15 protein-coding genes, 1 pseudogene and 1 other annotated feature are annotated in these 15,095 nt (G+C 28.0%); of the genes and pseudogenes, 5 read left to right on the top strand and 11 right to left on the bottom strand.

The annotated features are described in order from the left end of the window. The 5 genes and pseudogenes from J2Z25_RS12920 to J2Z25_RS12900 form a co-directional block, all read right to left on the bottom strand. Window positions 1-236: pseudogene (locus J2Z25_RS12920) on the bottom strand (ABC transporter permease); the annotation flags it as partial. After that, complete coding sequence (locus tag J2Z25_RS12915) at window positions 236-1,756, bottom strand: ABC transporter ATP-binding protein (RefSeq protein ID WP_209740901.1); 1,521 nt, start codon at window positions 1,754-1,756, stop codon at window positions 236-238. The gene J2Z25_RS12915 and the pseudogene J2Z25_RS12920, both read right to left, overlap by 1 nt. Before the next feature lie 171 nt (window positions 1,757-1,927). Continuing rightward, window positions 1,928-3,016, bottom strand: a complete 1,089-nt coding sequence (locus tag J2Z25_RS12910; protein ID WP_209740900.1) for a BMP family lipoprotein — start codon at window positions 3,014-3,016, stop codon at window positions 1,928-1,930. A 451-nt stretch (window positions 3,017-3,467) separates the two neighbouring features. Continuing rightward, entirely contained in the window at window positions 3,468-4,151 is a 684-nt protein-coding gene (locus J2Z25_RS12905; RefSeq protein WP_209740899.1) for a DUF554 domain-containing protein, read from the bottom strand. A gap of 119 nt (window positions 4,152-4,270) precedes the next feature. Continuing rightward, window positions 4,271-5,161 (bottom strand): polysaccharide deacetylase family protein, encoded by an 891-nt coding sequence (locus tag J2Z25_RS12900; protein ID WP_209740898.1) that lies wholly within the window; start codon window positions 5,159-5,161, stop codon window positions 4,271-4,273. A 176-nt stretch (window positions 5,162-5,337) separates the two neighbouring features. Between J2Z25_RS12900 and J2Z25_RS12895 the strand changes: the two genes are divergently transcribed. Genes J2Z25_RS12895 through J2Z25_RS12885 form a run of 3 tightly spaced genes read left to right on the top strand, consistent with a single transcriptional unit; the run spans window position 5,338 to window position 7,378 of the window. Continuing rightward, on the top strand, window positions 5,338-6,234 hold the full coding sequence (locus tag J2Z25_RS12895) for a DUF5685 family protein (protein ID WP_209740897.1): 897 nt from the start codon (window positions 5,338-5,340) through the stop codon (window positions 6,232-6,234). Between the two features lies 1 nt (window position 6,235). Next, complete coding sequence (locus J2Z25_RS12890; RefSeq protein WP_209740896.1) at window positions 6,236-6,850, top strand: J domain-containing protein; 615 nt, start codon at window positions 6,236-6,238, stop codon at window positions 6,848-6,850. Between the two features lie 33 nt (window positions 6,851-6,883). Next, complete coding sequence (locus J2Z25_RS12885; protein WP_209740895.1) at window positions 6,884-7,378, top strand: hypothetical protein; 495 nt, start codon at window positions 6,884-6,886, stop codon at window positions 7,376-7,378. A 66-nt stretch (window positions 7,379-7,444) separates the two neighbouring features. On the opposite strand, the gene J2Z25_RS12880 is transcribed toward J2Z25_RS12885, so the two are convergent. From J2Z25_RS12880 to J2Z25_RS12865, 4 genes are all read right to left on the bottom strand, one after another. Next, on the bottom strand, window positions 7,445-7,660 hold the full coding sequence (locus J2Z25_RS12880; RefSeq protein ID WP_008677794.1) for a hypothetical protein: 216 nt from the start codon (window positions 7,658-7,660) through the stop codon (window positions 7,445-7,447). A 97-nt stretch (window positions 7,661-7,757) separates the two neighbouring features. Further along, entirely contained in the window at window positions 7,758-9,116 is a 1,359-nt protein-coding gene (locus J2Z25_RS12875) for an MATE family efflux transporter (RefSeq protein ID WP_209740894.1), read from the bottom strand. Between the two features lie 205 nt (window positions 9,117-9,321). Next, window positions 9,322-9,684, bottom strand: coding sequence for a YccF domain-containing protein (locus J2Z25_RS12870; RefSeq protein ID WP_209740893.1), 363 nt, complete (start codon window positions 9,682-9,684; stop codon window positions 9,322-9,324). Window positions 9,685-9,709: 25 nt separating this feature from the next. Beyond that, window positions 9,710-10,078: a CoA-binding protein gene (locus J2Z25_RS12865; RefSeq protein WP_209740892.1), complete on the bottom strand. Its 369-nt coding sequence runs from the start codon at window positions 10,076-10,078 to the stop codon at window positions 9,710-9,712. Window positions 10,079-10,239: 161 nt separating this feature from the next. Next, window positions 10,240-10,444, top strand: a binding site (T-box leader). A 53-nt stretch (window positions 10,445-10,497) separates the two neighbouring features. On the opposite strand from J2Z25_RS12865, the gene leuS reads away from it, so the two are divergent. Further along, on the top strand, window positions 10,498-12,948 hold the full coding sequence (leuS, locus tag J2Z25_RS12860) for a leucine--tRNA ligase (protein WP_209740891.1): 2,451 nt from the start codon (window positions 10,498-10,500) through the stop codon (window positions 12,946-12,948). A 66-nt stretch (window positions 12,949-13,014) separates the two neighbouring features. On the opposite strand, the gene J2Z25_RS12855 is transcribed toward leuS, so the two are convergent. Together J2Z25_RS12855 and J2Z25_RS12850 are read right to left on the bottom strand one after the other, a co-directional pair. After that, a complete protein-coding gene (locus tag J2Z25_RS12855) occupies window positions 13,015-13,572 on the bottom strand; it encodes a TVP38/TMEM64 family protein (protein WP_097034067.1) in 558 nt (185 codons plus the stop codon). 68 nt (window positions 13,573-13,640) lie between these two features. Beyond that, on the bottom strand, window positions 13,641-14,381 hold the full coding sequence (locus J2Z25_RS12850) for a hypothetical protein (protein WP_209740890.1): 741 nt from the start codon (window positions 14,379-14,381) through the stop codon (window positions 13,641-13,643). A gap of 329 nt (window positions 14,382-14,710) precedes the next feature. Between J2Z25_RS12850 and J2Z25_RS12845 the strand changes: the two genes are divergently transcribed. Further along, complete coding sequence (locus tag J2Z25_RS12845) at window positions 14,711-15,040, top strand: HesB-like protein (protein WP_008677786.1); 330 nt, start codon at window positions 14,711-14,713, stop codon at window positions 15,038-15,040. The last annotated feature ends 55 nt before the right edge of the window (window positions 15,041-15,095 follow it).

Below are 15,095 nucleotides of genomic sequence, written 5' to 3'. Positions count from 1 at the left end.
GCCCCTATGTTAAATAATCCTGTCTTAAATGCAAAGGCAACTGAAAGTCCTGTTAGCATTAATGGTGTTGCAGTAGCTATTGTATTACCTATTCTCTCTAGGTTCATCAATCCACCTTTAAATAAGAATTCATATCCTTCAAGAGGATTAAATCCCATAACTGCCATTAATATCGCACCTGCAATAAGACCTAAGATTACAGCCATTATAGATTTTAAGCCTTGATTTTTTTCCATTAGCTTTCACCTCTCTTTATTCCTGCCATCATTAATCCAACTTCATTTTCATCTGTTTCAGAGGCATTTACTATTCCTATAAGTTCCCCATTGTTAACAACAGCAATTCTATCTGAAACATTTAGTACTTCATCTAATTCTAATGATACTAAAAGTACAGCTTTTCCACTATCTCTTTGTTCAACAAGTCTTTTATGTATATACTCTATAGAACCTACGTCTAATCCTCTAGTTGGTTGAACCGCTATTAATAAATCATGACTTGATTGGATTTCACGTCCAATAACACCTTTTTGTTGGTTACCACCTGATAAAGATCTTGCCATAGATTTTCCACCTTCTCCAGATCTTACATCAAAAGTTTCAATAATATTATTTGCATATTCAGTTATCTTACTTCTATTTATAAGTCCATTTTTAGAAAATGGTTTATTTTTATAAACCTTCAGAACCATATTATCTTCCATAGTATAATCAAGAATAAGTCCTCTTTTATGTCTATCTTCTGGGATATGAGCTATACCCTCATCAATTCTATTTCTTATAGAAGATCTAGTAATATCTTTTTCATTAAATAATATTTTACCTGAATCTACGCCTCTCATACCTGTTATAGCTTCAACTAGCTCAGTTTGTCCATTTCCTTCAACCCCAGCTATACCAACTATCTCTCCTTTTCTTACACTTAGCGAAAAATCCTTTAGTCCTAAAACTTTTTTATTATTTTTAACAGATAAATTTTCTATTCTTAATACTTCTTCTCCTGGAGTAGATTCTTTCTTTTCTACTTTAAATGAAACTTGTCTTCCAACCATCATCTTAGCCATATCAGCTTCAGTAGTTTCTTTAACATCAACTGTTCCTATATATTTTCCTCTTCTTATAACTGTACATCTATCTGCGGCTGCTTTAATTTCCTTTAGCTTATGTGTAATTAGAATTATTGATTTTCCTTCATTTATAAGGTTTTGCATTATTTTAATTAAATCATCAATTTCTTGAGGAGTTAAAACGGCTGTTGGTTCGTCAAATATAAGGACCTCAGCATTTCTGTATAACATTTTTAAGATTTCAACCCGTTGTTGCATACCAACTGATATATCTTCTATTTTTGCGTATGGATCAACATTTAATCCATAAGTTTTTGATAATTCATCTATCTTCTTGGCAGCACTTTTTATATCTACTGTCAAGAATTTTTTAGGTTCACAACCTAAAATAATATTCTCCGTTACAGTAAAGTTTTCAACTAATTTAAAATGCTGATGAACCATTCCTATTCCTAAATCATTTGCTACATTAGGACTAGAAATTTTAACTTCTTTTCCTTTTACTTTTATTACTCCAGCTTCTGGTTGATACATTCCAAAAAGCATCCCCATCAATGTAGATTTCCCTGCACCATTTTCACCTAAAAGAGCATGAACTTCACCTTTTTTTAGTTGTAATGTTACATTATCATTTGCTACAATCCCTGGAAATTCCTTGCGAATATTAAGCATTTCCACTACATAACTCATGAATTATCCTCCCTAATACTTATATAAAAAAACTTTTACTATATCTATGCAGTCTTTGTATTCCTTTTTTTTGACTAATTGTTAAATTAATCTAATTAATCCTTTATACAAGAAAAAGACGGTACTTCCGTCTTTCCCCATATCATAAGTAATATATTAAAATCTATTAAATTACTTTATTAAATCGCCTTTTTCAGCTTGTACTTTTATTTCACCATTTTTAATCTTATTGTAAACTTCATCTACTTGCTTAGTAGTTTCTTCAGTTAAGTTAGGATTTTCATTTGGAAGACCAACTCCATCATTTTTAACATCAAATGTTAAAGTTTGACCCCCTGGGAATTTTCCATCTAATTCATCTTTAATTATATCAAAAGTTGCTACATCTATTTTCTTCATAGCTGAAGTTAAAATTATAGATTTATCATCTTTGTATATACCATCTGCATATTGGTCAACATCAACACCAATTATCCAAGCTTCTTTACCAGCTGTAGCTCTTGCTTTTGCCTCATTTATTGATCCAACACCAACTCCACCAGCTGCCACAAATATAGCTTTAACTCCATTATCGTACATAGTTGCTGCTAATTGTTGTCCTGCTGCTACGTTATCAAATGAACCTTGATAAACTACATTTTCTTCTTTAATGCTCATCTTTGTTCCAAGATTTTCATTAGCATATTTAACCCCTTGTTGGAATCCCCAGTTAAACTTTTGAACTGAAGGTATTTCCATGCCACCTATAAATCCTAAGTCACCTTCTTTTAGTTGAACTGATGCTGCAACTCCTACTAAAAATCCAGCTTCTTGCTCAGCAAAATAAACTGCAACTGAATTATCTCCAACTTTTTCTACTCTATCTGCTCCAGTTTTTCCATTGTTAGGAGATCCATCAATTATTACAAACTTAGCATCATTATATTTTTCTTGAGATTGGAAAATAGCCGTTTCAAATTTAAATCCAGGAGTAACTATAAATTTATATCCTGTATCATAAAGATTTCCTATTTCCTTCATATAATCTGCTTCTGTTGTTCCAGCTGGCTTTAAATAGTTACTTTCAACTTTTAATTCAGCTTCTGCTTTTTTAATTCCTTCCCAAGTACCTTGATTAAATGACTTGTCATCAATTGTACCTGCATCAGTAACCATACCTACTTTAACATCATTTGCTGATCCTTCTGATTTGTTTCCACATCCAACTAAACCAGTTACCATAAGTGCTGATAAAACTAAAGCTATTGCTTTTTTCTTCATTATTAAAATCCTCCCTAAGCCTTTGTAATTTAATATACTTTTGTACTTTAATTTTTTAAAATTTTCTCATTCGAACTTTCAAAAAAATTATACAACATATAATTCGTGATTACAATAATTTTATAACATTTTTTTTATTTTTGCGACATATAACTTTATAATCAAACCTTTTCAAATGCATTTTTCAAAATTTTTCTCATATATTACTGAAATCGCCAAAGAAATATACGAACATTATTAAAAAGATGAATTTCTTTTTTCATCTTTATTTCAATTTAAAATTCTCTATGACTTCTTATTTTATAAGCATTTATGCTAATTTTTAATAATATATGTAGAATTAATTATTACTTACATTAATTAATTCTGCATAATTATTGTACGCATTTTAATAAATAGTGTATACTAATCATTTTTTATACACATATTAATCTACTCTATAAATTAAAATTTAAAATTTTATAAAACTTAACAATATAGCAAATAACATAGCAGGCAATAAGTTTGATACCTTAATCTTAGAAATACCTAAAATATTGAGACCTAATCCTATAATTAATAAACTTCCTACAGCTGTGATATTAGTTATAGCTGCATCATTAAGCATATTTGATAACATACCAGCTGCTAGAGTAATACTACCTTGATATAACAAAACACTAACTGACGAAAGGATTACTCCTATACCTAACGTTGATGAAAATATTATAGAACTAATTCCATCTAAAATAGACTTTGCTAAAAGTGTGCTATAATTATTATTTAAACCACTTTCTAAAGCTCCTACAATCGCCATAGCACCTACACAAAATAGTAAGGTAGATGTAACAAACCCTTCTGCAATAGATACAGTACTTCCATTTTTATTAACCATTTTTTCTATTTTATTTCCTAAGTTCTCAAGTTTTGAATCTATATCTATTAACTCACCTATTAGTCCACCTAAAGCTATAGAAATAATCATCACAATTGTATTTTCTCCTTTCAATGCTCCTGATACTCCTATGTAAATAACACATAATGCTAACCCACTCATTATAGTATCACTAATCTTTCCATTTATTTTTCCTTTTACAAAAAGCCCTATTATTGATCCAATTATTATAGTTAAGCTATTTATTAATGTACCTATCATTTTTATCCTCCTACTTTCCTACTCTAACTTATTTATAATTTTATTACGTCCCCATAACTCTACAACCTCTTTTTAATAATATAAAAATAGGATATGACATAATCACATCCCATTATTTTTTAATTTATAAAATCACTAAATATACTCTTAAAAGATTCAATATCCATAGGCGATATTCTAACTCTTTTTAATGAATATAATCCATCAGAAAGACTTGAAATTCCTCCTTCTGTTGTAACAGCTCCTTTTATCCCTAATTCCTTTTCTATTTCTATCGTTTCTTCATCATATCTACCAACTGGATAACAAACATACTTACTGTCCACCCCAACTTTTTCTTTTAACTTTTCAATACCTTCTTTAATTATTGCAATCTTATCTTCCCTTGATATTTTTGTAAATTCTATATGTCTAGATGTATGATTTTCTATTCCCATACCACTTGTGCTCATTTCTTTTAGCATATCGGAATTCATATACCAACCATCAACATCAGTTTTATCTGTTATTATAAAAAATGTAGCCTTCGTATCATACTGTTTCAATATTCTATATGCATCTGTATAATTATCCGCATATCCATCATCGAATGTTATTGCTACTGGCTTTTCTGGAACTTTTCCTGTGTTAAAAGCCTCTATAACATCATCTAGTAACATTGGAGTAAATCCTGATTCCTTAAGCCACTTAATTTGTTCATCAAATTGAGATGTTGGAATAAGCAAGGTATTATTAGGATCACTATCAGATATAGAGTGGTACATTAATATAGGGATTTTAACCTCATTTACATCTAAAGTTAAATAATTAATTTCTTCCTCTTTCTTTTCTTCTTCTTTAATTTCTTCCTTTTGAGGTTCTTCTTCTTGATTTGATATATCTGCATCATTTTCTTTGTTTTGTATATCATTATTGGTAGATTGTGATTTACTATCTAATATAAATTTCCCTCCAAAGCCTATAATTAAAATTATAAATAATATAGTTATTACTTTTAGTATTTTTTTCATTACCATATATCCCCTTTTCTATGTATATTTCGAATATACATTCCTAGGAATATTTTGTCAACTTAATTTGTAATTGTTTCTATTTTTTTAATATTTCCTTATTTTCCTTTAAATTATTGTTAATGATACTTTATTTTTGTATAATTAATCTAAACTAATATTAAGGAGTGTTTTTATTGTTTGGATACGTAACTCCTCTAAAAGCAGAGCTTAAAGTTAAAGACTTTACAAAATTCAGAAGTTATTACTGTGGTTTATGTTTTCAACTAAAAAATAGTGCTGGGAATATACCAAGAATGGTTTTAAATTATGATATGACATTTTTAGCAATACTTTTAGATTCCTTATCAGTTAAAGAACCTAATATTGAAATCAAACGTTGTATTGCTCATCCAAAAGATAAAAAACCAGTAATTATTAATAATGATGCATTACATTATGCTGCTGCAATGAACTTAACACTTTATTATCATAAATTAAAAGACGATATTCAAGATGATAATAATCTTAAAAGCAAAGTATTTCAAAAAATACTTTATCCATACCAAAAGAAAATTAATAAATCTATAGATGACATTAACGATATTATAAGAGTTAACCTTAGAATATTAACTGAATTAGAAAAAAACAAGAATTTCTCATCTATAGATGAAATATGCCATCCATTTAGTGATATAGTTGGAAATATATTAAAGGCTTATCCTAACGAATTTATTAATGATAGCGAAAGCCTAAGAAATGAATTATATAAGCTTGGATATACTTTAGGAAAATGGATATATCTTATAGATGCCTTTGATGATTTAAAGGATGATATAGAAAAGAAAAAATTCAATCCAATAAATTATTTGTTTAATGAAGATAATAAACCATATGAAGAATTAATTTCTTTAATTCAAGGAAGGCTAGAATTTACAATTTTAAATTGTTCATATAATTGTAAAGATATAATTTCCAAATTGCCCTTAAAAAGAAATGAAGATATCCTTAAAAACATTTTAGAATTAGGTATGATGGATAAATATGTTGGGATATTAAATAATACCAGAGAAGATAAAAGGAGTGACAATTAAAATGAATCCATATGAAGTACTAGGTTTAAAACCTGGGGCAACTCAAGACGAAATAAAAAAAGCCTATAGAAATTTAATAAAACAATATCACCCTGATCAATATGGTGATAATCCATTAAAAGATCTTGCTGAAGAAAAAATGAGGGATATTAACGCTGCTTATGATGCACTTACTAAAAACGCTGGTAACACATATAGTAGTTCAAACAGTAGCAATTCATCATATAATAGTTCATCAAGTGATAATAGCTATATGTTTTCAGAAATAAGGAGACTTATTCAAAGTGGAAACTTTGCTGAAGCTGAAAATAGACTTAATAGTATATCTAATAATAGAAATGCTGAGTGGAATTTCTTATATGGAGTATTGCTAACAAATAAAGGTTGGTTTGATGCAGGTCTAAAGCATATTCAAACAGCTGTAAATATGGATCCTAATAATTTTGAATATAGACAAACTCTAAATTCTCTTCATCAAAGGACTCAAGCATATAGCAATAATTATTATAGAACAACTGGATCAAACAATGCTAATGCTTGTGATTGTTGTATAAATCTATGGTGTTTAGATTCAATCTGTGAATGTATGGGTGGTGACCTAATAGGTTGTTGTTAATCCCTAATTATTTAATTGGTGGTGTTTTAAGTTATGAAAGCTAAAGAAATAACTTTAAGTGCTATTTTAGTAGCACTTACTAACATAATTTTATATTTAAATTTTCTACTACCTATAAGTACAATTAGTATCCTTACCTTAGCATCATTATTAATTCCAATTGCACTAATTAAAGGATCTATCAAAAGTGCTTTTCTTGTATATATAGCTTCATCAATTATTGGTTTTTTTATATTACCTATTAATATAATTTTGCTATATATTTTATTCTTTGGAATATACGGAATAGTTAAATACTATATTGAAAAGTTAAATAAGCTATATTTAGAAATATTTTGTAAAATGATATTTTGTAATATTTCTTTATTTATATCTATCTTTGTATTTAAGTCCTTTATAGCAATAGAAATAACAAAGCTTCCACTTTCATTGTTATGGATTATAGCACAACCTGTATTCTTAATTTTTGATTATGCATTAACATTATTAATTTCATTTTATATGCAAAGAATACACAATAGAATTTAAATTAAATGGGCTAGATTTTATTATAAAATCTAGCCCATTATTAACATTTATAAAATTTCTAGTTTATTAATCTAATATGGAAAATAATATTTCGATAACTCCTTCAATCATATCTCCTGCCGAAGATTCAAAAAATCTTTTTATTTTACTATCCTTCTTTTTAACATTGTTTATGTTATTTAAATGTTTATTATTTCTTTCTTCTGGCGATGAGTTGTAAAAGTAAGCTTCCTCATACGATTTTATTTCTTTAAATAAAATTCTATTTTCATCACTCTTCAAAATCTTATTCCCCCAAAACTTTTTATAATATTTATCACTATATTTTCTTTAACCAAAATATAATATCTATAATTTATAGTATATCATATTAATATTTTCATTCCATATCTTTAACAAAAGTCTTTTTATAAAATATTATAAATACAGTAATTGTTGTTAGTGCCGCTATTATATCAGAAATAGGTTCAGCAAATAATACAGCCTTTAACTTATCTTCAAAGAACATTGGAAGTATGAATATAAGTGGAACAAGTAAAACTACTTTTCTAAGTAGCGCCATAATAAGTGATATTTTAGCTTGACCTAGTGCTAAAAAAGTTTGTTGACACGCTATTTGTGCCCCAAAAATAAAGATTCCTCCAAAAAATATTCTCATACTCCATGAAGTTATTTCTACAAGCTCCGGCTTATTATTAAATATCCCAACAAAAACTTCTGGAAATACCATTAAAGCAGCCCACATAATAAAAGTATATGTAAGACAACTTGTTAATAATAATTTAAAAGTCCTTTTTACTCTTTCTATATTTTTAGCACCAAAGTTATAACTTATTATAGGCTGTGCTCCTTGCGAAAGTCCCATTAATGGTAAAGTAACAATTTGCATTATACTACTCATTATAGTCATGGCACCAACTGCTAAATCTCCACCATAAAGTTGTAACTTATTATTCATACTTATTAATACTAGACTCTCAGTTGATTGCATTATAAATGGCGAAACTCCTAAAGCTACTATTGGTAGTAATACCTTGAATTTAGGCGCTAAATAATTTACTCTTATTTTTAGTATGCTCTTTTTCCCAAATAAGAAAGTTAATACCCATATTGCAGAAACAAATTGCGAAAGTATAGTTGCTAAGGCAGCTCCCTTAACACCCAAGTTTAACTTAAAAATAAATATAGGATCTAACACTATGTTTATTATAGCTCCTATCACAACCGTAACCATACCAATTTTAGCAAAACCTTGTGTGTTAATAAATGGATTCATCCCAAGAGCTATTTGCACAAATACTGTTCCTATTAAATATATAGTTAAATAATCAACTGCATATCCAATAGTTGCATCACTAGCTCCAAAAGCCCATAATAAATCTTCTTTAAATATCAAAAAAACAATTGTACATATTAATCCAATAATTATTAAAGTAGAAAAACTATTACTAATAATCTTTTCTGCACCTTCATTATCTTTTTCACCCATTTTTATTGCTGCAAGTGGAGCTCCACCCATACCTATAAGTGCAGAAAATGCTGATATTATCATTATAATAGGAAAAGCAACACCAACTCCAGCCATAGCCACTTCTCCACTTGCCATTCTTCCTATAAATATTCTATCAACTATGTTATATAGAACATTTACTAATTGTGCCACTATAGCAGGAAGAGCTAAGCTTAATAATAGTTTTCCTACTGAACCTTCGCCCAAATTAGTCTTACTTCTAGACATATACTTCTCTCCTTATCGTACCTATATTCATCTTCTATACAAATTATTTTGCAATAATTAAACTTATATAATGCTTAACTATATTATAATTAAGATCATTTTTAATCATAATTACTACTCATACAATATAATACTACTAAACAGAGAAATATTAAACGTAATCTTATATAATACATACAAAATTTACATTTTAAAATACTTATTTTTATATTACTTCTTTCCCAAATGGCATTAATGATAATTTAGCTAATTTTAATGATTGCTTTGCAAATGGTATTCCAATTATAGTAATACATAAAAAGAAAGCACTAATTAAATTTGCTATACACATTTCAAGTCCACCAAATATAACCCATAATATATTAAGCAATAAATTAAAACTACTATCATTCTTAGTAACAACCTCTTTACCAAATGGGGCAAATTGTAAACCAGCCATTTTAAAACATTGAAGGCCTATTGGAATCCCTACTATAGTAATACACCATAATAATCCAAACCCTAGCCATGCTAGTGCATTAAAAAGACCTCCAAATATAATCCAAATTAAATTTCCTAAACAAGACATCCTTGCATCCCCCTTTATTTTAACTCTATATATGATTTAACTGAATCAATGCACAGTTTTCTATAGCATTTATAGAATTTTCCTTGCAATATTTTAATATTTCATCACTTTCAGCACCTGGTTGTATTAATACGTTTTTTATTCCCAGCTCTTTTGCTTCTTTTAAAAACTCTATTCCATATTTTGCATTTATACATAAATCAATAGCTTCTATATTATATGGAACCTCTTTCAAATTAGTGTAAATTCCCTTACCACCTTTAGGATGAACTCCACTTACCATATATCCTTTTAACTTAAACTTATTTAAAATTTTATTTGCATATTTAGTCTCATTAGAAACATCACCTATAACAACCCAGTTTTTAAATTTCATTAACTCTCCTATATTCATCTTCTTTTACCTCCTTTTAAGTTTTATATGATTAATATATCCAATTGCTCCTTTTTCATCAACAAATTTCTTAATATATTTTAATTCATATAATTTCCTATTTTGTGGTTGTTGACTTATATTGTAATAAAATATATAATTGAGTATATTAAAATTATATATTTATTGCTTTGATTAGGAGTAGTATTATAAAGGTTATCCTCAAGAGAGCTGTTGGTTGCTGTAAAACAGTGTTTAACTTATAAGAACTTGCCTATGAGCTTACTTGTTAAAAGCAAGTACGGGAGAACCGTTATAAATTTGAGTGAGAAAAATATTATTTTTTCTAATAAGAGTGGTACCGCGAATATGTCCTTCGTCTCTTAATTGAGATGAAGGGCTTTTTTATATTATTTTTTACTTTTAAAGGAGGAATTATTGTGGCTAATTATGGAACTTCCATAGATAAAAAATGGCAAGATAAGTGGGAAGAAACAAATCTTTATAAGTTCGACCCAAATAAGGAAGGAGAAAAACTTTATGTTTTAGAAATGTTCTCTTATCCTTCAGGTAGCCAATTACACGCTGGTCACTGGTTTAACTATGGACCTGTAGATTCATGGGCTAGAATGAAAAGAATGCAAGGATATAATGTGTTTCAACCAATGGGATTTGATGCATTTGGACTTCCAGCTGAAAACTTTGCAATAAAGACAGGAATCCATCCAAAGGATTCAACTGATAAAAATATAGAAACTATGGAAAAACAATTAAAAGCTATGGGTGCTATGTTTAACTGGGATAACGAAGTTATAACTTGTAATCCAGACTATTACAAATGGACTCAATGGGTATTCTTAAAACTATATGAAAAAGGATTAGCTTATAGAAAAAAAGCCCCTGTAAACTGGTGTCCATCTTGTAATACAGTTTTAGCTAATGAGCAAGTTCATGAAGGTGCTTGTGAAAGATGTTCAACTGAAGTAACAAAAAAAGACTTAACTCAATGGTTCTTAAAAATAACTGATTATGCTGATGAACTATTAGAAAAACTAGATACTTTAGACTGGCCAGAAAAAACTGTTGCTATGCAAAAACACTGGATTGGTAAATCTACTGGTGCAGAAGTTACATTTAAAGTTAAAAATTCAGATATAAAATTTGATGTATTCACTACTAGAGTTGATACATTAAATGGTGTAACTTATGTTGTTTTAGCACCTGAAAATCCACTTGTTGATAAACTTACAACTGCAGAATATAAAGAATCTGTTGAAAATTATAAAGAAGAAGCTAAAAAACAATCTGATATAGAAAGACAATCTTTATCAAGAGAAAAAACTGGTGTATTTACAGGTTCTTATGCCATAAATCCTATAAACAATAAAGAAGTTCCAATTTGGATTGGAGATTATGTTTTATCAACTTATGGAACTGGAGCTGTTATGGCTGTTCCTGCACATGATGAAAGAGATTTTGCTTTTGCTACAAAGTTTAATTTACCAATAGAAAGAGTTATAACTAACAAAAAAGGTGATAACACTGAATTACCTTACTGTGAATATGGTGTATTAGTTAACTCTGGAGAATTTGATGGATTAACTACTGAAGAAGCTAAAGAAAAGATAGTTGAAAAATTATCATCTATGAAACTTGGCTCTGCAAAGGTTAATTATAGATTAAGAGACTGGTTAGTATCTAGACAAAGATATTGGGGAGCCCCAATTCCTATGATTCATTGTGAGCATTGTGGAACTGTACCTGTACCTGAAGATCAATTACCAGTAGAACTTCCATACAATGTTGAATTTGCTCCAGATGGAAAATCTCCACTTGCAAAATGCGATGAATTTATAAATACAACTTGTCCAAAATGCGGAAAGCCTGCTAAAAGAGAAGCAGATACTTTAGATACATTTGTTTGTTCATCTTGGTATCAATTAAGATATCCTGATAGCAAAAATAGTGAAAAAGCTTTTGATAAAGATATAGTAAATAAAATGCTTCCAGTAGATAAATATGTTGGCGGCCCTGAGCACGCTTGTATGCATTTATTATATGCTAGATTCATTACTAAAGCTTTAAGGGATATGGGATATTTAGATTTTGATGAACCATTTAAATCATTAACTCACCAAGGATTAATTCTTGGACCTGATGGATTAAAAATGAGTAAATCAAAAGGAAATACTATTTCTCCAAATGATTATATTTCAGAATATGGCTCAGACGTATTTAGAATGTACCTAATGTTTGGATTTGCTTATATTGAAGGTGGAGCTTGGAGTGATGATGGGCTTAAATCTGTTGCAAGATTTGTAGATAGAATCGAAAGATATCTTGATATAGCTAGAGAAGCTATTGAAGCTAACAATAACAATAAAACTACTTTAGATAAAGCTGAAAAGGAATTAAACTTCTGGTTACATAATGCAATTAAAGGTGTAACTGAAGATGCTGATAAATTCCAATTTAATACTGCAATTGCAAGAATGATGGAATTTGTTAATGCTTTCTCTAAATACTTACAAGAAGATGTAAAGAATTTAGATTTCCTAAAGAAAACTTGTGTAGACTTCTTAAAGATTCTAGCACCTTTTGCACCTCACTTTGCTGAAGAACAATGGAGCTTATTTGGATTAGAATTCTCAATTTTCAATGAAGCTTGGCCAACATTCGATCCAAAAGCTTTAGTTAAAGATGAAGTTGAAATTGCTATTCAAGTTAATGGTAAGATTAAAGCAAAAATAAATGTTTCTACTGATTTAGATGAGGAAGGAATTAAAGCAGCTTCATTAGCTAATGAAAATATAATTGCTGCAACTGAAGGCAAGAATATAGTTAAAGTTATCGTTATAAAAGGAAGACTTGTAAACATAGTTGTTAAATAACTTTAAATAAAATAAAACAATTATTTAAAAAGGGTAAAGTATATTTTAATACTTTACCCTTTAATCTTATTCTTTTTTATATTTCTTTAAAGTTATATATAATAAGAGTACTGCTACTAATGTTATTATCAGTCTAATAAAATTTTCTTCAATATTTATCAAATCATAACTTACTAATGCTTCAAGTGCTATAGATGGTATTTTCCCTAAAAAAGTAGCAATTATAAATATAAATCCATTTACATTGCTAATAGAAGCTGCTAGTGTCACAAATCCTGATGGTATAAAAGGTATTAATCTACCCTCAAATATAAGTATACCTGCCTTTTTCCCTTCGGAATCAACTAGTGCCTTTAGTAATTTATGTTTATTTTTAATATTTTCTGCTCCCTTTTTAAATCCTAGTCTATATATTATAAAACTTATATAGCCTCCAAATGCTTCTCCAATTAGTGAGATTATAAACCCTTCAAAGGCACCAAAAAATATAATATTTGCTCCTGTTACAAATATTGATGGTACTACTCCCAATATTGCAATTATAGTACTTATCAATATTGATATAGGAATAGAATACATGCTATATTCTTTAAATAATGTAACTATGTCATCTAAATTAAACATATTCTTAAACCTTAATTTCCAAATTTATATAAAAATATATATTTTCATCACCTATATTTTATCCTGAATTAATCTAATACTGCTTTAAACTCTGCTAATACACTACTTACTAATTCTTCATCTAGTTGCCTATAATATTCTAAAAGATTTGAATCTTGAAGAGCAATAAATATATTTTTACTAATTTCCATCCAAATTTCTGGTATATAAACCCATACTATTTCTTCATATTTGCAACTTAATAAAAAATGCTCCACTCCCCAAAATAAATATTCCTTTATATCGTGTAATTCATTAAATTTATTATAATCATCTACTACTTGCTTAGTAAGCTTATACTCATATATATCTACATAAAAAAAGTCAAATCTTTCTCCAGTAACTTTATAAGCATCTTCATTTATTACTTTTATTTTAGGATTATTTTCAAAATTTGTATAATATAAATCTACTATATCTTTTTCTATTTCATAAACTATAATTTCAGTTACATCATCTTTTTTAGCTAATTCTTGAACTACATATCCTAATCCTAAACCAACTACTCCAACTTTTCCTGTTGCATATTTTATAAACATATAAGAACTTTCTATTTCTAATGGAGAAATTTTCATCCATATATTATTGAGTCCATGTAATTCTAAAATACTTAAATCTATATTTTCTTTTTTATTATACATATATCCATTAATAAAATCTTTTTTTTCATTTATTTTTTTTATTTCAAAACTCCCACTCTTCCCTAAAGATATCAAGTTATTATATTCATTTATCTTGTCTACTAAATAAGTTCTGTCATATGGCTTCAAAATAATACTTCCCTTCTGAATGAATAATAATTAAATTACATATACTACTTTATGTAAAATTCTATTTTCTATAACAAATATTTTACTCTTAAATAAATTATTTAATTTTTTCATATAAATTAATAATATATTTAATAAAACATTAACGCATCATTATAACTTATTATAATTTTATTATTTATAATAATTATTATATTTACAATATATAGTAATGACAATAACTATTTATTAAAATTTACTATATATTGCATTAAAAAACTCTTGATATTTAATTATACTATGTTATACTAGTGATATAAATTATCATTTAATAATAGAAGGTGAATAATATGGATAAAATATTAATAAGTGAAGAAGCATACAAAGAATTTAAATCATTTTTAGACGAAAATGAAGTTGATAACTACAGTATAAGAATTAACTTAGCTGGATTTGGATGTAGTGGTCCTGCTTTCAATATATCTGTTGATGAAGCAAAAGAAGGAGACGTTACTCAAAAAGTTAACGATATTACTTTCGTAGTAGAAGAAAAACTAGTTGATGAATTCGGCGGATTCAAATTACTTTCAACTGACGAAAACGAAGGAAGAGGATTATCTCTTAAACCAGTTATCGAAGTTGAAGGCGGATGTGGATCTTGCGGTGGCGGATGTCACTAATTTAATTTTAAAAATTGTTATGCTTTAACATAAAGAAAGCTGTATCATTATTTGA

This window comes from Clostridium tertium (genome assembly GCF_017873245.1).
GTDB classification, from domain to species: domain Bacteria; phylum Bacillota; class Clostridia; order Clostridiales; family Clostridiaceae; genus Clostridium; species Clostridium tertium.
Note: the sequence above shows the minus strand (reverse complement) of the source record. Positions and strands in the feature narration are given on the sequence as shown.

Excerpts from the sequence above, each read along its gene's own strand:
- J2Z25_RS12915 (WP_209740901.1), bottom strand. The coding sequence starts at position 1,756 with ATGAGTTATGTAGTGGAAATGCTTAATATTCGCAAGGAATTTCCAGGG.
- J2Z25_RS12910 (WP_209740900.1), bottom strand. The coding sequence starts at position 3,016 with ATGAAGAAAAAAGCAATAGCTTTAGTTTTATCAGCACTTATGGTAACT.
- J2Z25_RS12905 (WP_209740899.1), bottom strand. The coding sequence starts at position 4,151 with ATGATAGGTACATTAATAAATAGCTTAACTATAATAATTGGATCAATA.
- J2Z25_RS12900 (WP_209740898.1), bottom strand. The coding sequence starts at position 5,161 with ATGAAAAAAATACTAAAAGTAATAACTATATTATTTATAATTTTAATT.
- J2Z25_RS12890 (WP_209740896.1), top strand. The coding sequence starts at position 6,236 with ATGAATCCATATGAAGTACTAGGTTTAAAACCTGGGGCAACTCAAGAC.
- J2Z25_RS12885 (WP_209740895.1), top strand. The coding sequence starts at position 6,884 with ATGAAAGCTAAAGAAATAACTTTAAGTGCTATTTTAGTAGCACTTACT.
- J2Z25_RS12875 (WP_209740894.1), bottom strand. The coding sequence starts at position 9,116 with ATGTCTAGAAGTAAGACTAATTTGGGCGAAGGTTCAGTAGGAAAACTA.
- J2Z25_RS12870 (WP_209740893.1), bottom strand. The coding sequence starts at position 9,684 with ATGTCTTGTTTAGGAAATTTAATTTGGATTATATTTGGAGGTCTTTTT.
- J2Z25_RS12865 (WP_209740892.1), bottom strand. The coding sequence starts at position 10,078 with ATGAATATAGGAGAGTTAATGAAATTTAAAAACTGGGTTGTTATAGGT.
- J2Z25_RS12855 (WP_097034067.1), bottom strand. The coding sequence starts at position 13,572 with ATGTTTAATTTAGATGACATAGTTACATTATTTAAAGAATATAGCATG.
- J2Z25_RS12845 (WP_008677786.1), top strand. The coding sequence starts at position 14,711 with ATGGATAAAATATTAATAAGTGAAGAAGCATACAAAGAATTTAAATCA.